At 45.1% G+C, this 13,917-nt stretch carries 15 protein-coding genes; 9 read left to right on the top strand and 6 right to left on the bottom strand.

Going from position 1 to position 13,917, the window contains the following annotated elements; translation table 11 throughout:
- The first annotated feature begins 598 nt into the window (after window positions 1–598).
- From GO003_RS07735 to GO003_RS07725, 3 genes are read left to right on the top strand one after another with little or no spacing between them, the layout of a single operon-like run.
- Entirely contained in the window at window positions 599–1,294 is a 696-nt protein-coding gene (locus GO003_RS07735) for a hypothetical protein (RefSeq protein WP_159653638.1), read from the top strand.
- Window positions 1,291–1,791 carry a hypothetical protein gene (locus GO003_RS07730; RefSeq protein ID WP_159653640.1) on the top strand — a complete coding sequence of 167 codons (501 nt, stop codon included), beginning with the start codon at window positions 1,291–1,293 and terminating at the stop codon, window positions 1,789–1,791. The genes GO003_RS07735 and GO003_RS07730 overlap by 4 nt, the downstream gene beginning before the upstream one ends.
- Window positions 1,766–2,890 carry an MBL fold metallo-hydrolase gene (locus tag GO003_RS07725; RefSeq protein WP_159653642.1) on the top strand — a complete coding sequence of 375 codons (1,125 nt, stop codon included), beginning with the start codon at window positions 1,766–1,768 and terminating at the stop codon, window positions 2,888–2,890. Before GO003_RS07730 ends, GO003_RS07725 begins: the two co-directional genes overlap by 26 nt.
- A gap of 219 nt (window positions 2,891–3,109) precedes the next feature.
- On the opposite strand, the gene moaA is transcribed toward GO003_RS07725, so the two are convergent.
- Window positions 3,110–4,117 (bottom strand): GTP 3',8-cyclase MoaA, encoded by a 1,008-nt coding sequence (moaA, locus tag GO003_RS07720; protein WP_159653644.1) that lies wholly within the window; start codon window positions 4,115–4,117, stop codon window positions 3,110–3,112.
- Between the two features lie 220 nt (window positions 4,118–4,337).
- Between moaA and GO003_RS07715 the strand changes: the two genes are divergently transcribed.
- From GO003_RS07715 to GO003_RS07700, 4 genes are all read left to right on the top strand, one after another.
- A complete protein-coding gene (locus GO003_RS07715) occupies window positions 4,338–5,303 on the top strand; it encodes an ABC transporter substrate-binding protein (RefSeq protein ID WP_159653646.1) in 966 nt (321 codons plus the stop codon).
- A gap of 7 nt (window positions 5,304–5,310) precedes the next feature.
- Window positions 5,311–6,072 (top strand): ABC transporter permease, encoded by a 762-nt coding sequence (locus GO003_RS07710; RefSeq protein ID WP_159653648.1) that lies wholly within the window; start codon window positions 5,311–5,313, stop codon window positions 6,070–6,072.
- Window positions 6,069–6,806: an ABC transporter ATP-binding protein gene (locus tag GO003_RS07705; RefSeq protein WP_159653650.1), complete on the top strand. Its 738-nt coding sequence runs from the start codon at window positions 6,069–6,071 to the stop codon at window positions 6,804–6,806. The genes GO003_RS07710 and GO003_RS07705 overlap by 4 nt, the downstream gene beginning before the upstream one ends.
- Window positions 6,807–7,279: 473 nt before the next feature.
- Window positions 7,280–7,525 carry a hypothetical protein gene (locus GO003_RS07700; protein ID WP_159653652.1) on the top strand — a complete coding sequence of 82 codons (246 nt, stop codon included), beginning with the start codon at window positions 7,280–7,282 and terminating at the stop codon, window positions 7,523–7,525.
- A gap of 122 nt (window positions 7,526–7,647) precedes the next feature.
- Here GO003_RS07700 and GO003_RS07695 read toward each other — a convergent pair whose 3' ends face one another.
- The gene (locus GO003_RS07695; RefSeq protein ID WP_159653654.1) at window positions 7,648–7,926 is read right to left on the bottom strand and encodes an Lpp/OprI family alanine-zipper lipoprotein; all 279 of its coding nucleotides are present in this window, start codon (window positions 7,924–7,926) and stop codon (window positions 7,648–7,650) included.
- 94 nt (window positions 7,927–8,020) lie between these two features.
- A complete protein-coding gene (locus GO003_RS07690; RefSeq protein ID WP_231088863.1) occupies window positions 8,021–8,518 on the bottom strand; it encodes a L,D-transpeptidase family protein in 498 nt (165 codons plus the stop codon).
- Between the two features lie 117 nt (window positions 8,519–8,635).
- On the opposite strand from GO003_RS07690, the gene GO003_RS07685 reads away from it, so the two are divergent.
- Window positions 8,636–10,270, top strand: coding sequence for an alpha-D-glucose phosphate-specific phosphoglucomutase (locus GO003_RS07685; RefSeq protein ID WP_159653658.1), 1,635 nt, complete (start codon window positions 8,636–8,638; stop codon window positions 10,268–10,270).
- 122 nt (window positions 10,271–10,392) lie between these two features.
- Here GO003_RS07685 and GO003_RS07680 read toward each other — a convergent pair whose 3' ends face one another.
- From GO003_RS07680 to rluD, 3 genes are read right to left on the bottom strand one after another with little or no spacing between them, the layout of a single operon-like run.
- Window positions 10,393–11,223, bottom strand: coding sequence for a ZIP family metal transporter (locus tag GO003_RS07680; RefSeq protein ID WP_159653660.1), 831 nt, complete (start codon window positions 11,221–11,223; stop codon window positions 10,393–10,395).
- Window positions 11,224–11,230: 7 nt separating this feature from the next.
- A complete protein-coding gene (gene pgeF / locus GO003_RS07675) occupies window positions 11,231–11,965 on the bottom strand; it encodes a peptidoglycan editing factor PgeF (protein WP_159653790.1) in 735 nt (244 codons plus the stop codon).
- Window positions 11,952–12,896 carry a 23S rRNA pseudouridine(1911/1915/1917) synthase RluD gene (gene rluD / locus GO003_RS07670; RefSeq protein WP_159653662.1) on the bottom strand — a complete coding sequence of 315 codons (945 nt, stop codon included), beginning with the start codon at window positions 12,894–12,896 and terminating at the stop codon, window positions 11,952–11,954. The genes pgeF and rluD overlap by 14 nt, the downstream gene beginning before the upstream one ends.
- A gap of 142 nt (window positions 12,897–13,038) precedes the next feature.
- On the opposite strand from rluD, the gene GO003_RS07665 reads away from it, so the two are divergent.
- Window positions 13,039–13,878: an outer membrane protein assembly factor BamD gene (locus GO003_RS07665; RefSeq protein ID WP_159653664.1), complete on the top strand. Its 840-nt coding sequence runs from the start codon at window positions 13,039–13,041 to the stop codon at window positions 13,876–13,878.
- Window positions 13,879–13,917: the final 39 nt, after the last annotated feature.

The following is a 13,917-nucleotide window of genomic DNA, read 5'->3' as shown; positions in this document are numbered from 1 at the left end:
AAACATTCACCTGCTGATTGATAATATTGATATAAGGAAGATTTTATAGGGCAATCGACCACTGCGAAAGAATTTAACAAAGCCGTCAAAAGCGCCGCGAGCGTGGAATATCCCCAAAGGACACAAGTGGCAACGACGATTTTGGGCACATTTGATTGAAGACCAAGACGATTACAATCGCCATGTTGATTATATTCATTGGAATCGGGTAAAACAGGGTCTGTAATCAATTGGCCTTATAACTTGAATCCAAGATGAAAACTACGAGATTGATGGTATTGAGTGACGCGAGCGATGCGCCTCCTAACGTCGGCACATCCTATTTGGCGCACCTAGTCGCGTTGTATACCTTACATTTGAACCGACAATTTTTCGAGAAGATCGCAGTCAGCTCACGACCCGTTGCAAACCTCTGTGCCTTAGACTTTAATGGCCGTACTAAAATTTATACCTGTCGTTCATAAGTATAAAATTTCTTGATTGAAACACCCTGTACCCCATATACTTCAAATCATTTTTACGCCTTTTCATCATCTATAATTCTTGCTTGACTGCGGTCAATTGATTGGGCATCAAAGCTAATGGGATCTGGGCGAGTATGAGCGATTGGGAAATTATCAGAGAAGAAGCAAGCATAGTTCTAATTGGGAGCATGAATCCTAAAATATTTCATCCGGAATGGTTTATCCGAAAAGAAATTGTTGAAGAATGGGATTATAGCCAAGACGAAATTATTAGCTTGCCTGATTTAGCCCAAATAGAATTACCGAACGAACGTAAGCTAACGGTTTTGTTGAACAAATTTTCAATACTCACACCACTTGCTACCGAATATCAATCAATAAAGGACTTAGTTACCCATACTTTTTCATTATTGAGCGAAACTCCGATCAATCAAATTGGCATGAACTTTAATTCTGTCATCAAAATTCCCGATCAGGAAAAATGGACACAACTTGGTCGCAACTTAGCGCCTGCAGACTGCTGGAAACAGGCGGCGGCCTTCGTAGGTGACATTGATGAAAGCAAACAAAAGGAATTTGGTCTATGGGATTTGACAATGAATTTTCCCAGACCAGATGATTTAGAAGGCTACATTCGACCTAAAATCAACGTGTTTCCTCAAGCAGGACTTTATACGCTACAATTCAGCATTAACAATCATGTTGAAGTGAAAGATTCAAACGCAAATTCCATGATAAAGGTGCTTGAGTCAAATTGGGATCAGTCTTTATTTTTTGCCAAAAATCTCACTAAGAACGTCATGGAATCTCAACTGAATCAAACCATATGAGTACTGCTGTAGCTAGCTTGTCAGAAAGAGATACTACAGATCATTATCAACAGGAACCAAACGAATACCTGTATGGTAAAGACGGTACAGATATCTTTTCTACCAAAGAACCAGATATTCGTCCGCGAAGCCAAAAACTGCCTTTCGATATAATTGATCTTACTCAGCCAAGAGAAGAAATCAGGCAGCGATGGCGCGGCGTCATAGTCAGTTCAAACGAGGAAGAATTAACCGTTCAATTAGAAGATCTCACCAATCCCGAAAATCCAAACGAATTAATTGTTTTATCAAGGGACGAAATAGATACTAAAGATCAACTACTTATCGAACCTGGTGCATTATTCGATTGGTACATAGGATATAGACAGGGGCAAAAATATAGCAGGGAACGGTTTTCGACTATCCGTTTCCGCCGCCTACCACCCTGGACAGCGACAGAAATCAAACAGGCTGAAAATTTGGCCGAGGAGTATGCTGATTTTTTTCTCGCCGATTGAAAATACACCACCGGATATCGCTTGCGCTGAAATATCCCTTTTCGGCCCCGGAATTGGTGAATGTGTAGTACTTAACTTTGGAGAAGGCCGCTGGTTTATCATTGACAGTTGCCTTTGCCCGAGTACCAAACAACCAGTTGCCCTTAATTACTTACAGTCCATTGGGGTGGATGTAAGCCGACAAGTGGTTGGTATCTTAATCACACATTGGCATTCAGACCATATCGAAGGGGCATCAGCCTTGTTAAAGGCTTGTCATAACGCAAAGTTGTATTGCTCCATCGCTCTATTGAAAAAAGAAGCTTTCCAACTCGCAGCACTATATAAAAAAGATTTCTTCGCTGATACCGATAAGGACATTCGGGAATTCAGAGAAATTATAGAATTTCTCATTGAGACAAAAGATAGAAACCGCTTTGCACCCGTCAAAAACAGACATACTTTTTTCGATTACAGAAATACGGTCCTATCACGTTTAGTTGCCTTATCACCTAGCGACGTTGCCGTCACCCAATCTATTGCAACCTTAACTCAATTGACACAAAAACAAGGTAAACGCCGCACTAGAAATGTTGTACCGACAAGCGAAAATCTCAATGCTGTGGCACTTCATTTTTCTTTCGGTAATTTTTCGGCCCTGTTAGGTTCTGACCTGGAGGAAACCGGCAACCCACAGACAGGCTGGTCTGCCATTTTCGAAAACAATATTATTAGCGAATTAAGTCTACCTGCCGCTTCATTATTTAAGGTTGCTCACCATGGCAGTGAAACCGGGTATCACGATAAGATTTGGCGGGAGCTGTTGATTAAATTGCCTTTATCAATGGCAACTCCCTACAATCGAAGCAGCTTACCAACAGCCAATAATATTAATAAGCTACAAACGTTATCTTCCCATTTTTTAATTACCAGAGATCCTCAAGCAAATAAAAGGATTAAACGGGAAAGCATGGTGGAAAGGGAACTCCGATCCATCGCCAAAGATAGAAAATCTATTAACGAAAAAATGGGCCATATTCAAATACGCTTTACGAGTAATGGTGATTTGAATATTTCGGGTAATGATCATGCGGTTAAATATACAACCACAGCCCTTTAGTGATGAGGTGGATTTGGACGAGAAGAATCCCCTAACAATGTTCTTTTCGACCCCCATGAGTATATTTTAGCGAAAAGAGAACTGCAAAAACACAAGCACGTCCCTTTGTTTGCCGCTAACCGAATAGCGTCCAATAATTTTCCTGCGGCATGATATTTGAATAATTCACGATAATTTGACTGCCTAACGCCAGTTACAATGGATTCGGGGTAATATTTACTATCCCCCCGTCATGTTCATGTGTCTGAACAGAACAGGTTGTTCATGAATACTGAACTCATGCTTTTCGGGTTTAATATTCATGGATTCAATAATGGCTTTTTTAAGTATATCCTTGTTGCCGGGATTTGCCCGCAGCACTTTTTTTAAATCCACCGAATGTTCATTTCCCAAACACAACAGCAAACGCCCTTCTACCGTGAGTCGAACTCGGTTGCATGTACTGCAGAAATTATGGCTGTGCGGTGAAATAAAGCCGACTTTCGTCCCAGTTCCGGCCACTTGAAAATATTTGGAAGGTCCGCCGGTTTTTTCAGTACTGGATAATAAAACAAATTTCTGTTCCAAATCAGCTTTGATGTGATCGCTTGAATAATAAGCCTCGCCCCGGTCATGACCGGTGACTTCTCCCAGTGGCATTTCTTCTATAAAGCTAATGTCCAGGCTGTTGGCAACGGCAAAATCGACTAAATCAGTGACCTCATCATGGTTTCGGTTTTTTAAAATAACGGCGTTAATCTTGATGTTTTGGAAGCCAGCGGCCTTAGCCGCTTGAATACCTTTTAACACCTGCTGCAAGTCACCGGTGCGTGTAATCGCTTTAAATTTGACGGCATCCAACGTATCCAGACTGATATTGATTCTTTTGACTCCGGCCGCTTTAATGGTCCCTGCCATGGTTTCCAATTGAGACCCATTCGTCGTCAATACCAGTTCCCGCAAAGCGGTCAGACGGCCTATATTTTCCAGCAATTGCAGGGCGCCTTTTCTGACCAGCGGTTCGCCACCGGTTATGCGGATTTTTTTAACCCCCAGCTCCGTAAAAACTTCGGCCAGCGTATAAATTTCTTCCAGTGACAGAATCTGTGCCCGCGGTAGAAACGTCATTTCCTCCGCCATACAATACAGGCATCGAAAATCGCACCGGTCGGTGATTGAAATTCTGACATAATCGACGACTCTTCCGAACCGGTCGATCAGTTGTGGTGCATTTGCAGATGAACTCATAAGTGAAAGGAATGACTAATCAACTAACGTGATCTTATTATGACAATCATTGCCGCTACAAGCCAGCGGTGCGGTAAAATGACTTCTTAGCGTCAACCCCAGGCTCAGTAACTGGCCATTGGAGTCACGGGATTGACGAGCGTAGACTGGGCTCAGGAGCCCCTAAACCGCTCTTTTGGAAAAAGTTACTTAACCCCCTTAAATAGCCGGATATATAACTATGACACTCATTCGCCTAGCATGGTTTACCCTGTTTCTTAGCCTTAACTGTTCGGCTACCGAAAAAACAGCTATCCGCTTAGGATTGCTCTCATTCGGCACGGTAGCTTGGGAAATAAAGGCCATGAAGCAGGCCCAGTCGGCAGAAACGGTCAGCTATAGTGTGACGGTCGTTCCGATTGCGAACCCCGAAGCAGGAAAAATCGCATTACAATCGGATACGGTCGATATTATCGTCTCTGATTGGGTTTGGGTATCCAGGCAGCGTTCTGCAGGTTCTGACTTAACTTTTTATCCTTACTCCACAACCTCTGGCGCATTGGTGGTACCTCAGGACAGCGCAATTTTGACCGTGAAGGATTTAGAAGGTAAACGAGTGGGTATTGCCGGTGGCGAACTGGATAAAAACTGGTTGCTGCTTAAAGCGCTTGCCAGACATCAAATTCAGCTTGATCTGGACAAAACGGTTGAGAAAACCTTTGCGGCGCCTCCGTTGATCAATCAACAACTATTGAGCAAGCGCGTTGATGCCGCCATGAACTACTGGAATTTTGCTGCCGAACTGGAAGTACAAGGCTATCGCCAATTAATGGATGGCCGTCAGATTATCAAAGACTTGGGCATAACGGAATCAGTGCCCACGCTGGGTTATGTCTTCAAAGAAAGCTGGGGTAAAGCGCATAAACAATCCGTATCTGAATTTTTATCCGGAACCCGGCAAGCCAGAAATCAACTTTGCACATCGGATCAGGCATGGCAAAACATCGCAGCGCTGATTCTAAACCAGGATGAACAGGTACGGTCACAATTACGCAATCGTTATTGCGCCGGTAATGTCAACGAATGGGGCCCCAAAGAACAGCAAGCTGCTGAACGTATTTATCAATTATTAAGAACTGAGAGCAACAACCGCCTAACCGGTGGATCAGAGCATTTACAACCGGGTACTTTCTGGGCAGCTGATTAAAGACATCATGACAGTTAGCTCTCTTTACGACAGCCCCCGGCTGGCAAGCCTTGTTTCTTCTATATTATTTTTACTGGTGTGGCAGCTTTTGGCGTCTCATCTGGACAGTACAACGCTGCCTGCGCCTTTGGCTGTTGCTCGCGTGATTTGGCTTGAAACGCTTTCCGGACAATTACCCTATCATCTTGGCGTAACGCTGCTGAGACTGGCATTCAGCTTTTCAATCGCGATGCTGTTGGGCTGTGCAATCGGCATCGCAATGGGCAGAAATGAAAAACTGAATCATTTTTTTGACAATTGGCTGGTTATTTTTCTAAACATACCGGCACTCGTCACCATCATTTTATGTTACGTCTGGTTTGGTCTGGTCGAATACGCCGCGATACTCGCCGTGGTCATCAACAAGTTGCCGAATGTGATAGTCACCATTCGCGAAGGTACCCGAACCCTGGACAGGGATCTGTTGGAAATGGCTAAAAGTTACCATTTCAGTAAACGAAAAACTTTTTTGCATGTTATTTGGCCGCAACTGTATCCCTTTGTCATGGGCGCAACACGAACAGGTCTCGCACTGATCTGGAAAATTATTCTTGTCGTTGAGTTGCTGGGTCGAAGTGACGGTGTAGGTTATCAACTGCATCTATTTTTTCAGCTGTTTGATGTTGCAGGAATCCTGGCCTACAGCATCGCGTTTGTGTGTGTGATTCAGATCATCGAATTTTCAATTCTTAAACCGCTGGATAAAAAAGCTCTCAGGTGGCGCCGATGAGCGCCATTCAAATCAACATTGCCAATAAAACCTTCCTTGGCGATGGCCGTGTGCATAATCAGACTATCGCCAATTTGCAGCTTTCGCTGGCTGAACACGAATTTATCTGCTTGGTAGGCCCTTCCGGCTGCGGCAAAAGCACCTTGCTCAACATTATTGCAGGGCTGGACGACGATTTTGAAGGTGAAGTAACACTCTCCCAACGACACCGGAAACCCAGCATCGGCTATGTATTTCAAAACCCTCGTCTTTTACCCTGGCGTACCGTAAGAGAAAATATCTTATTGGCGTTACCTGACGGTTATCGGTCAGCGCCTATTGATGTGATGCTCGAAACCCTGCAATTGACTGACGTCAAGGATGATTACCCGGAAAGGCTTTCGCTGGGCATGAGCCGTCGTGTCGCCATCATCCGCGCATTTGCCGTTAATCCCGATATCCTGCTAATGGATGAGCCCTTTGTGTCGCTGGACCCGCCCACAGCCAGACAGGTCAGGCAATGGCTGATCAGCTTATGGCTGCAACGGCCTCATACGGTTCTCTTTGTGACGCATGACTTGAGAGAAGCCATTGCTTTGGCTGACCGGCTGATTTTTTTATCCAAATCGCCCATGACGGCCGTCAGCGAAATAAAAGTACCTATACCAAGAAGCGAACGAAACGACGAAAAAGCAGTTGAAGCTTTCCGTCAAAGTCTGCTGGAAAACCATCCCGAAATCAGGTCATTGCTGTGAACTTTATCGTGGCTTAATCAGCATCTGTTGCGAATTTGAACAAAATACCGGATACTTTTGCCGCCTTTTGGCCTAGCGAATAAAATGAGTCCTGATTGAAAAGGGAAAGCATTAATCGCTAACTAAAGCAGCAGCTAAGAAGCTATAAATGGGCGTTTGAGAAATCAATTTCTACAGTGATCACCTTATAGCAAAGAACTATGTAAGCTTGGTCTGGTAAATTAAAGATTGAATGGAAGCGATGAAATTTCAAAGCTTCCGACAGCACAAGGAGGAGCTGCAAAATTGATTGTGTTAAACGATTGATTTTTTAGCCGGAAACTAACGATTCTCTTCCGGTGACCGTTAAATGATCCATAGATGGTTTTATTTAGCGTTCCACAAAGAAAATAATTACGCATCAATAAATCAAAGCCCCAACTTTGAGCTGACGCCTTAAAAATCGGGTAAATAATGACAACAGGAAAAATAAAATGAGAAAAACTCTACTATTAACTTTTAGTTTATCGGGATTATTAATCACTCAAATGGCTGTCGCTGAGAGCGATGATAAATATCCAGCCACTAATTTCCAGCCCAAAGTTATTTATATGGATAAAGACGCTGATACTAAAACAGCAAAATCGAACGGCAATTCGGCAAAAAAATCATCCACAAACTCAAATTTTGATCCTAAATATCCTGCTGCGTACTTTGAGCCCAAAGTCATCTATCCCTGATTGTTACAGGCAAACGCTTTTGGTGTCATGTCCACAAGCGTTAACCTTTCTACTTTCTGCCCAATAAAAAAGCCCGCCTGGCGAACCAGGCGGGCTTTTAAATTTCATTGAATCAATAAAAATTATTTCATCATTGATTTTTTGAACAAACGATCCAATTTGCTGTTTGCATCTTGTGCATAGCTAGCAGCACGGTTTGCAGCAGCTTCAGCAGCAGCAGCTCTTGCAGATGCATCAGCAGCAGCACTTTGTGCGCTTGCAGCATCAGAAGAAGCTTTAGATACTTTTGAGCTCAACGCATCAATTTGAGATTGAAGGTTTTCAACGTCAGAAGTGCTAGCACAACCTACAGCCAGACTTGCTGTAAGAGCAACAACTGATAATTTAGCTAATTTATTCATGATTTTTTCCTTTTATTTACTGTAAGAGTTGCAACTAAAACTAATTTTGAATGTCATATGATGACGTTTTTTTTTCAGAAATGCCAGTTTTATTTTATCTAACTTCAACGACCACTTCCTTCTTTATCCACTTACTCAACCTGTCAATTTGAGGATTGGTTAGAGCTATACAGCCATGAGTCCAATTCATTGTTTTGTGAATTTTTTCATTGCCACGCCCTAGCCCATGGATTCCTATTTGTCCGCCCAACAAAGTATTTTGAGGCGGCACGCGATTATTATTGTGTGCAAAAGCAATTGAGTCAAACGTAAAAGGATCAATCACCCCCTGTTTCAAAGCGATACTGGCGTCATCGACCGAAGGATAAGTCAAGCCGAAAAACCGGTAATAAGCGCTGCTTTGATTAATCCAGCCAATTTTGTAAGTCCCGATAGGCGTAATATTATCACCTCTGTGCATCTTGAGACCCGCGCCATTTCTGCCTATAGCGATATTTTCCAGCAGTTCAACCGTTTTTTCACCTTGTTTAACCTCAAGCGTAAACGCGTGAGTATCAACCAGTAACCATATATCATTATCTGCCTTGCTCATTACTGAAATAGTGCACAGACATAGTACTAAAAACTTTCTGAACATAATTAATTAAAATTGACCGCTAAATGACTGTAAGTTAAATTTCGTCTTTCTTTGTCCCATCAAGGCACACTTATGCAAATTACAACGATCGCAACTGTCCCATTTGAAGGTCAAAATCCAGGCACATCAGGATTAAGAAAAAAAGTAAAAACATTCACTGAACCAAACTATCTCGAAAACTTTGTACAATCTATTTTCGATTCCCTTGAAAACATCTCAGGCCAGACGCTGGTTATAGGGGGAGATGGCCGTTATTTCAACCGCCAAGCGACTCAGACAATTGTAAAAATTGCCGCAGCTAACGGTTTTTCCAAGCTTATTATAGGACAGGGCGGACTATTATCAACCCCTGCCGCATCAAATATCATACGAAAATACCAAGCTTACGGCGGCCTTGTGCTTTCAGCAAGCCATAATCCCGGCGGGCCTGATGAGGATTTTGGTATCAAATACAACGTCAGTAACGGCGGACCAGCCCCGGAAAAATATACAGAAGCATTTTACCGCCACAGCCAGGAAATAACATCCTACAAAATCGCTGACCTGCCCGATATCAATCTGGATATAGTGGGCACGCAGCAAATCGATCAATTGACCATCGACATTATTGATCCGGTCGCTGACTATGCCGAATTAATGGAATCGATTTTTGACTTTGATTTACTAAAACAAAGCATCGGCTCAGGCTATCTGAGTTTGCGCTTTGACGCTATGCATGCGATTACCGGACCTTACGCCAAAACCATACTGGAAGACCTATTAGGCGCTAAACCAGGCTCAGCAATCAATGCCGTGCCGCTGGAAGATTTCGGCGGTGGCCATCCCGATCCTAACATGGCGCACGCTCATGAATTGACGGAAGAAATGTTGGGTTCCGCCCCTCCTGTTTTCGGGGCGGCATCGGATGGCGATGGGGACCGCAACATGATCATGGGCGCCGGAATTTTTGTGACGCCCAGCGATAGCCTGGCAATCATGGCCGCTAATGCCAAACTGATACCCGCTTATGCAAAAGGTTTAAGCGGCGTTGCCCGTTCCATGCCCACCAGTCAGGCCATTGATCGTGTGGCAGCCAAATACAAGCTGCCTTGTTATGAAACGCCCACCGGCTGGAAGTTTTTCGGCAATCTCCTGGATGCCGGAAAAATTACCTTGTGCGGAGAAGAGAGCTTCGGCACCGGTTCAGACCATGTCCGTGAAAAAGACGGCTTATGGGCTGTACTTTTCTGGTTGAATTTGATCGCGAAAAAAAGACAATCCGTTGCTGACATCGTCAAGGATCATTGGCGAACATTTGGCCGTGACATCTATGCCCGACACGATTACGAAGCCGTTGAGACTGCAATCGGCAATGAGATCATGGATCATCTCAGAAACCAGCTACCAGGCTTAAAAGGACAAACGTTTGGCGAATACACGGTCAAATATGCCGATGAATTCAGCTATACCGATCCCATTGACGGCAGTATAAGCAAAAACCAGGGCATTCGTATCGGCTTTGAAAACGGCTCGCGCATAGTCTTCCGTTTGTCAGGAACCGGCACGGTTGGCGCCACGTTAAGAATTTATCTGGAACGCTATGAACCGGACGCCTCCAAACATGACCAGGATGCTCAGGAAGCGCTTAGCGGTTTGATAGAGTTGGCAGAAAAGCTCGGTGAAGTTAAAAAACGGACAGGAAGAACAGAACCTACCGTCATTACCTAAGGCTCATTAGCACAGGTCACAGACCTCAATCCGCAAGGCTTTAATCGTACAGGTGTGAATTCATTCGCACCTGTACGGCATTACCCTTCCAACAAACGTCAGAACGCCAAAACCATTTACCGCTACTCTTTTGAGCCGGGCATTTCAAGTTTTTCTTGAGTTGACTGCAATTCAACATCATGAGCCACATCATGTAAAAAACAGATCAAAAATACACCGGTTGCAATCAACGCGATTTGCTGTAATGACGTTTTGGTATCGGTTTTTTCATGTAACGAGGGAATCAAATCAGCCACCGCGACATAGATAAAACTGGATGCCGCCATCGCCAGAAAATAAGGCAGACTCCCGTGTAAATCTTCCAGGCAGAAAAAGGCTAAAATGCCGCCGATAACCGTCGAGAGACTGGCCAGCATGTTGTAAATGAGAGCTTTGCGCCTGCTGTAGCCACTTTGTAACAAGATCGCAAAATCCCCCACTTCCTGAGGAATTTCATGCGCCGCAACAGCAAGACTGGTAACAATACCCAGCTTGACATCGGTTAAAAATGCCGCAGCAATCAGTATTCCATCAACAAAATTATGGATACCGTCACCTAACAATATCAAGATCGCAGCAGGCTGATGATCGTGGTGATGATCACCCCCGGCTTCGTAACCGCTGTGATGACAATGCCGCCAGATCAGTAATTTTTCAAGTACAAAAAATACCAGAATACCGCCCAGTATGGTCGCGGAAAGCCCTTGAAACTGAGCCTTTTCAACCTCTTCAAACGCGTGTGGAATCAGCCCCCAAAAAGCTGCCGCCAGCAATGCCCCTATCGCAAAACTGATACCGTGAGGCAACACGTGCGCTCTTTGGCTCTCCGATAACAATAAGAATACAGACGCGGCAAGCACGCTCAAGACACCGCCTATGGCTGTAAAAATGACAATTAATAACAATAAACTCATAGCCGCCTTAAGCCCGCCATATCAGTGAGGCCATCCGCCCCGTTTGCTTATCCCTTCTAAAGGAATAAAAACGGTCCGCATCCGTCACGGTACAAAAGCCGCCCCCATAGACTTGATTGATTCCTACGGAAGCCAGATCGATACGCGCCAGCGCGTAAATATCGGCCAGCCATTTTCCGTCATGACTTTCAGTGAAAGCCGCGCCAAAGCGAATTGATTTCGCCAGAAACGCGCTCCTGACTTCTGCGCCAACCTCAAATGCAGCAGAACCTATCGCGGGACCCAGCCAAACCAACAGATCTTTACCGTGCAGGACGTTAACTGTATTGGTAATGACTCCGTCCAGTAATCCCCGCCAACCGGCGTGCACTGCCGCGACGCTCAACCCGTCTCTGGAACATAATAAAACCGGCAGGCAATCTGCCGTTAATACGGCACAGACAACGCCCGCCTGGTTAGTAAAACTGGCATCGGCAGCACTCAAGCCATCGGCTTGTGCGGCATCGATGACCGTATTACCATGCACCTGCTGCAGCCAGACTGGCTCAGCCGGCAGATCCAGCAGTTCGGAAATCCTGGCTCTATTGCGCATGACAACTTCGGGATTATCCCCAACATGCAGAGCTGGATTGAGACTTTGATAACCACCTTCACTGAAGCCACCGGTTCTCAATGTGGTCACAGCAAATACGTTACCGGGCACAGGCCATTCGGGGGTAAGCCAGTTTTTACTGTTGATCATTTTCACGAAAGGCCGCCAATAATTCTTTCATGTCCTCAGGCATTTCCTGAACCCATTCGCAATATTCACCGGTTAACGGATGCACCAAACCCAGTTTTTCGGCATGTAGGGCCTGCCGCTTGAAGCTGCGAAGGATTCGCTCCAGTCGCTCGCCGCATTGCGCCGGCATCTGGAAACGGCCACCGTAAACCTGATCGCCTACTAATGGAAAATGAATATGAGCCATATGCACCCTTATCTGATGTGTGCGACCCGTCTCCAGCTTAACCCTGATCAGGGTATTGCGAGAAAAACGCTCAACCACACGATAATGCGTTATCGCCTCCTTGCCATTCATTCTGACCACATACCGTATTCTGTCATGGGGATGACGACCAATCGGCTCGTCGACGGTGCCTCCTGCTATCATTCGTCCTTTGGTAACGGCAAGATATTCACGGTTTATCTCTCTTTCCTGCAACTGCCTCACCAGGCTAGTATGAGCCGGTAAGGTTTTTGCCACCATCAATAAACCGCTGGTTTCTTTATCGATGCGATGCACCAGCCCGGCTCTGGGCAGAGTATCCAGTTCAGGACAGTGACTTAGCAAAGCGTTTTGCAAAGTGCCGGTCCAGTTACCCACCGCAGGATGAACGACTAATCCGGCCGGCTTGTTGATAATCAACAGCGCCTCGTCCTCATAAACGATATCCAGCGGAATAGATTCGGCCACGCACTCGATAACGCGCTCGGCCTCCGCATCCACTTCAACATCCTCACCCCCTTCCAACCGGTCTTTAGGCTTTAAAACCCGGCCATTGACGGTGACTTTTCCTGCTTTTACCCAGGTCTGCAGCTTGCTTCGGGAATACTCTGGAAAAAGCTCAGCCAACACCTGATCCAACCTCATGCCCGCCATTTCATCGGGCACATTTGACGATAATCTAGTCATAACAAAATCTTCTGGTTAACCCACCGTATAAGTTATACTCGCCGCATAAAAGCGCAGTTAAATGCTGCGGCTATCAATCCGGCAGAGCAACTCACTGCGTTTGCGCAAAAAACCGATCATATTACAACGTGTCGTTAACACTATGCGATTATTTTTAGCAAAATTGTTTCTCATCATCAGCCTCGGGCTTATACAGTCTGGGTGTGAGACCTTAAAAAACTTTAATTTCGGCAGCGATAGCGAAACAGATGAATACGCTGACTGGAATGAAGAACAACTGCATACCTCGGCAAAAGAAGCCATGGAATCAGGCGGTTATCAAAAAGCCATCAAACTTTATGAAACCCTGGAATCGCGTTACCCTTTCGGCGACTTTGCGGCTCAGGCACAGCTGAACATTGCTTATGCCTATTTCAAAAATGATGATCCTGAGGCTGCGATTGCTGCAGCAGACCGGTTTATCAAGCTTCACCCGCGTAATCCCAGTGTAGATTATGCATACTATTTGAAAGGTCTTGTTAATTACAACCGGGGAATTGGCTTTCTGGACAGGTTCGTTCCCACTGATTCGACTCAAAGAGATCCGGGTAGCGCCAGAGATTCTTACGATAATTTCAATGAACTACTGACACGCTTTCCCAACAGCCAATATGTATCCGACGCGAAACAAAGGATGATAGCCCTGCGAAACAACATGGCCATGTATGAGGTCCACGTAGGCCGCTTTTACCTGAAACGCAAAGCTTATAATGCTGCTATCAATCGAGCCAAAGAAGTGATCGAAAAATACCAGCGCACACCAGCGATTCCTTATGCTTTGGAGATCATGAAAGAGGGCTATACCAAACTGGGTCTGACAGAACAGGCAAATAACGTTAATCGCGTCTATACCCTCAACTTTCCGAATGGGCCGCCCGTGCCTATTAAAGACACCAGCACAATGGCCGGAAAAGTGTGGGATTTTATCGGTCTGGACGAATGAGCCTGTTCAATTGTTCTTTTCAGGCATTCGTCCTTAAAA

This window comes from Methylicorpusculum oleiharenae, from assembly GCF_009828925.2.
Taxonomy (GTDB): Bacteria; Pseudomonadota; Gammaproteobacteria; order Methylococcales; family Methylomonadaceae; genus Methylicorpusculum; species Methylicorpusculum oleiharenae.
Note: the sequence above shows the minus strand (reverse complement) of the source record. Positions and strands in the feature narration are given on the sequence as shown.

Excerpts from the sequence above, each read along its gene's own strand:
- GO003_RS07735 (WP_159653638.1), top strand. The coding sequence starts at position 599 with ATGAGCGATTGGGAAATTATCAGAGAAGAAGCAAGCATAGTTCTAATT.
- GO003_RS07730 (WP_159653640.1), top strand. The coding sequence starts at position 1,291 with ATGAGTACTGCTGTAGCTAGCTTGTCAGAAAGAGATACTACAGATCAT.
- GO003_RS07725 (WP_159653642.1), top strand. The coding sequence starts at position 1,766 with ATGCTGATTTTTTTCTCGCCGATTGAAAATACACCACCGGATATCGCT.
- moaA (WP_159653644.1), bottom strand. The coding sequence starts at position 4,117 with ATGAGTTCATCTGCAAATGCACCACAACTGATCGACCGGTTCGGAAGA.
- GO003_RS07715 (WP_159653646.1), top strand. The coding sequence starts at position 4,338 with ATGACACTCATTCGCCTAGCATGGTTTACCCTGTTTCTTAGCCTTAAC.
- GO003_RS07710 (WP_159653648.1), top strand. The coding sequence starts at position 5,311 with ATGACAGTTAGCTCTCTTTACGACAGCCCCCGGCTGGCAAGCCTTGTT.
- GO003_RS07705 (WP_159653650.1), top strand. The coding sequence starts at position 6,069 with ATGAGCGCCATTCAAATCAACATTGCCAATAAAACCTTCCTTGGCGAT.
- GO003_RS07700 (WP_159653652.1), top strand. The coding sequence starts at position 7,280 with ATGAGAAAAACTCTACTATTAACTTTTAGTTTATCGGGATTATTAATC.
- GO003_RS07695 (WP_159653654.1), bottom strand. The coding sequence starts at position 7,926 with ATGAATAAATTAGCTAAATTATCAGTTGTTGCTCTTACAGCAAGTCTG.
- GO003_RS07690 (WP_231088863.1), bottom strand. The coding sequence starts at position 8,518 with ATGAGCAAGGCAGATAATGATATATGGTTACTGGTTGATACTCACGCG.
- GO003_RS07685 (WP_159653658.1), top strand. The coding sequence starts at position 8,636 with ATGCAAATTACAACGATCGCAACTGTCCCATTTGAAGGTCAAAATCCA.
- GO003_RS07680 (WP_159653660.1), bottom strand. The coding sequence starts at position 11,223 with ATGAGTTTATTGTTATTAATTGTCATTTTTACAGCCATAGGCGGTGTC.
- pgeF (WP_159653790.1), bottom strand. The coding sequence starts at position 11,965 with ATGATCAACAGTAAAAACTGGCTTACCCCCGAATGGCCTGTGCCCGGT.
- rluD (WP_159653662.1), bottom strand. The coding sequence starts at position 12,896 with ATGACTAGATTATCGTCAAATGTGCCCGATGAAATGGCGGGCATGAGG.
- GO003_RS07665 (WP_159653664.1), top strand. The coding sequence starts at position 13,039 with ATGCGATTATTTTTAGCAAAATTGTTTCTCATCATCAGCCTCGGGCTT.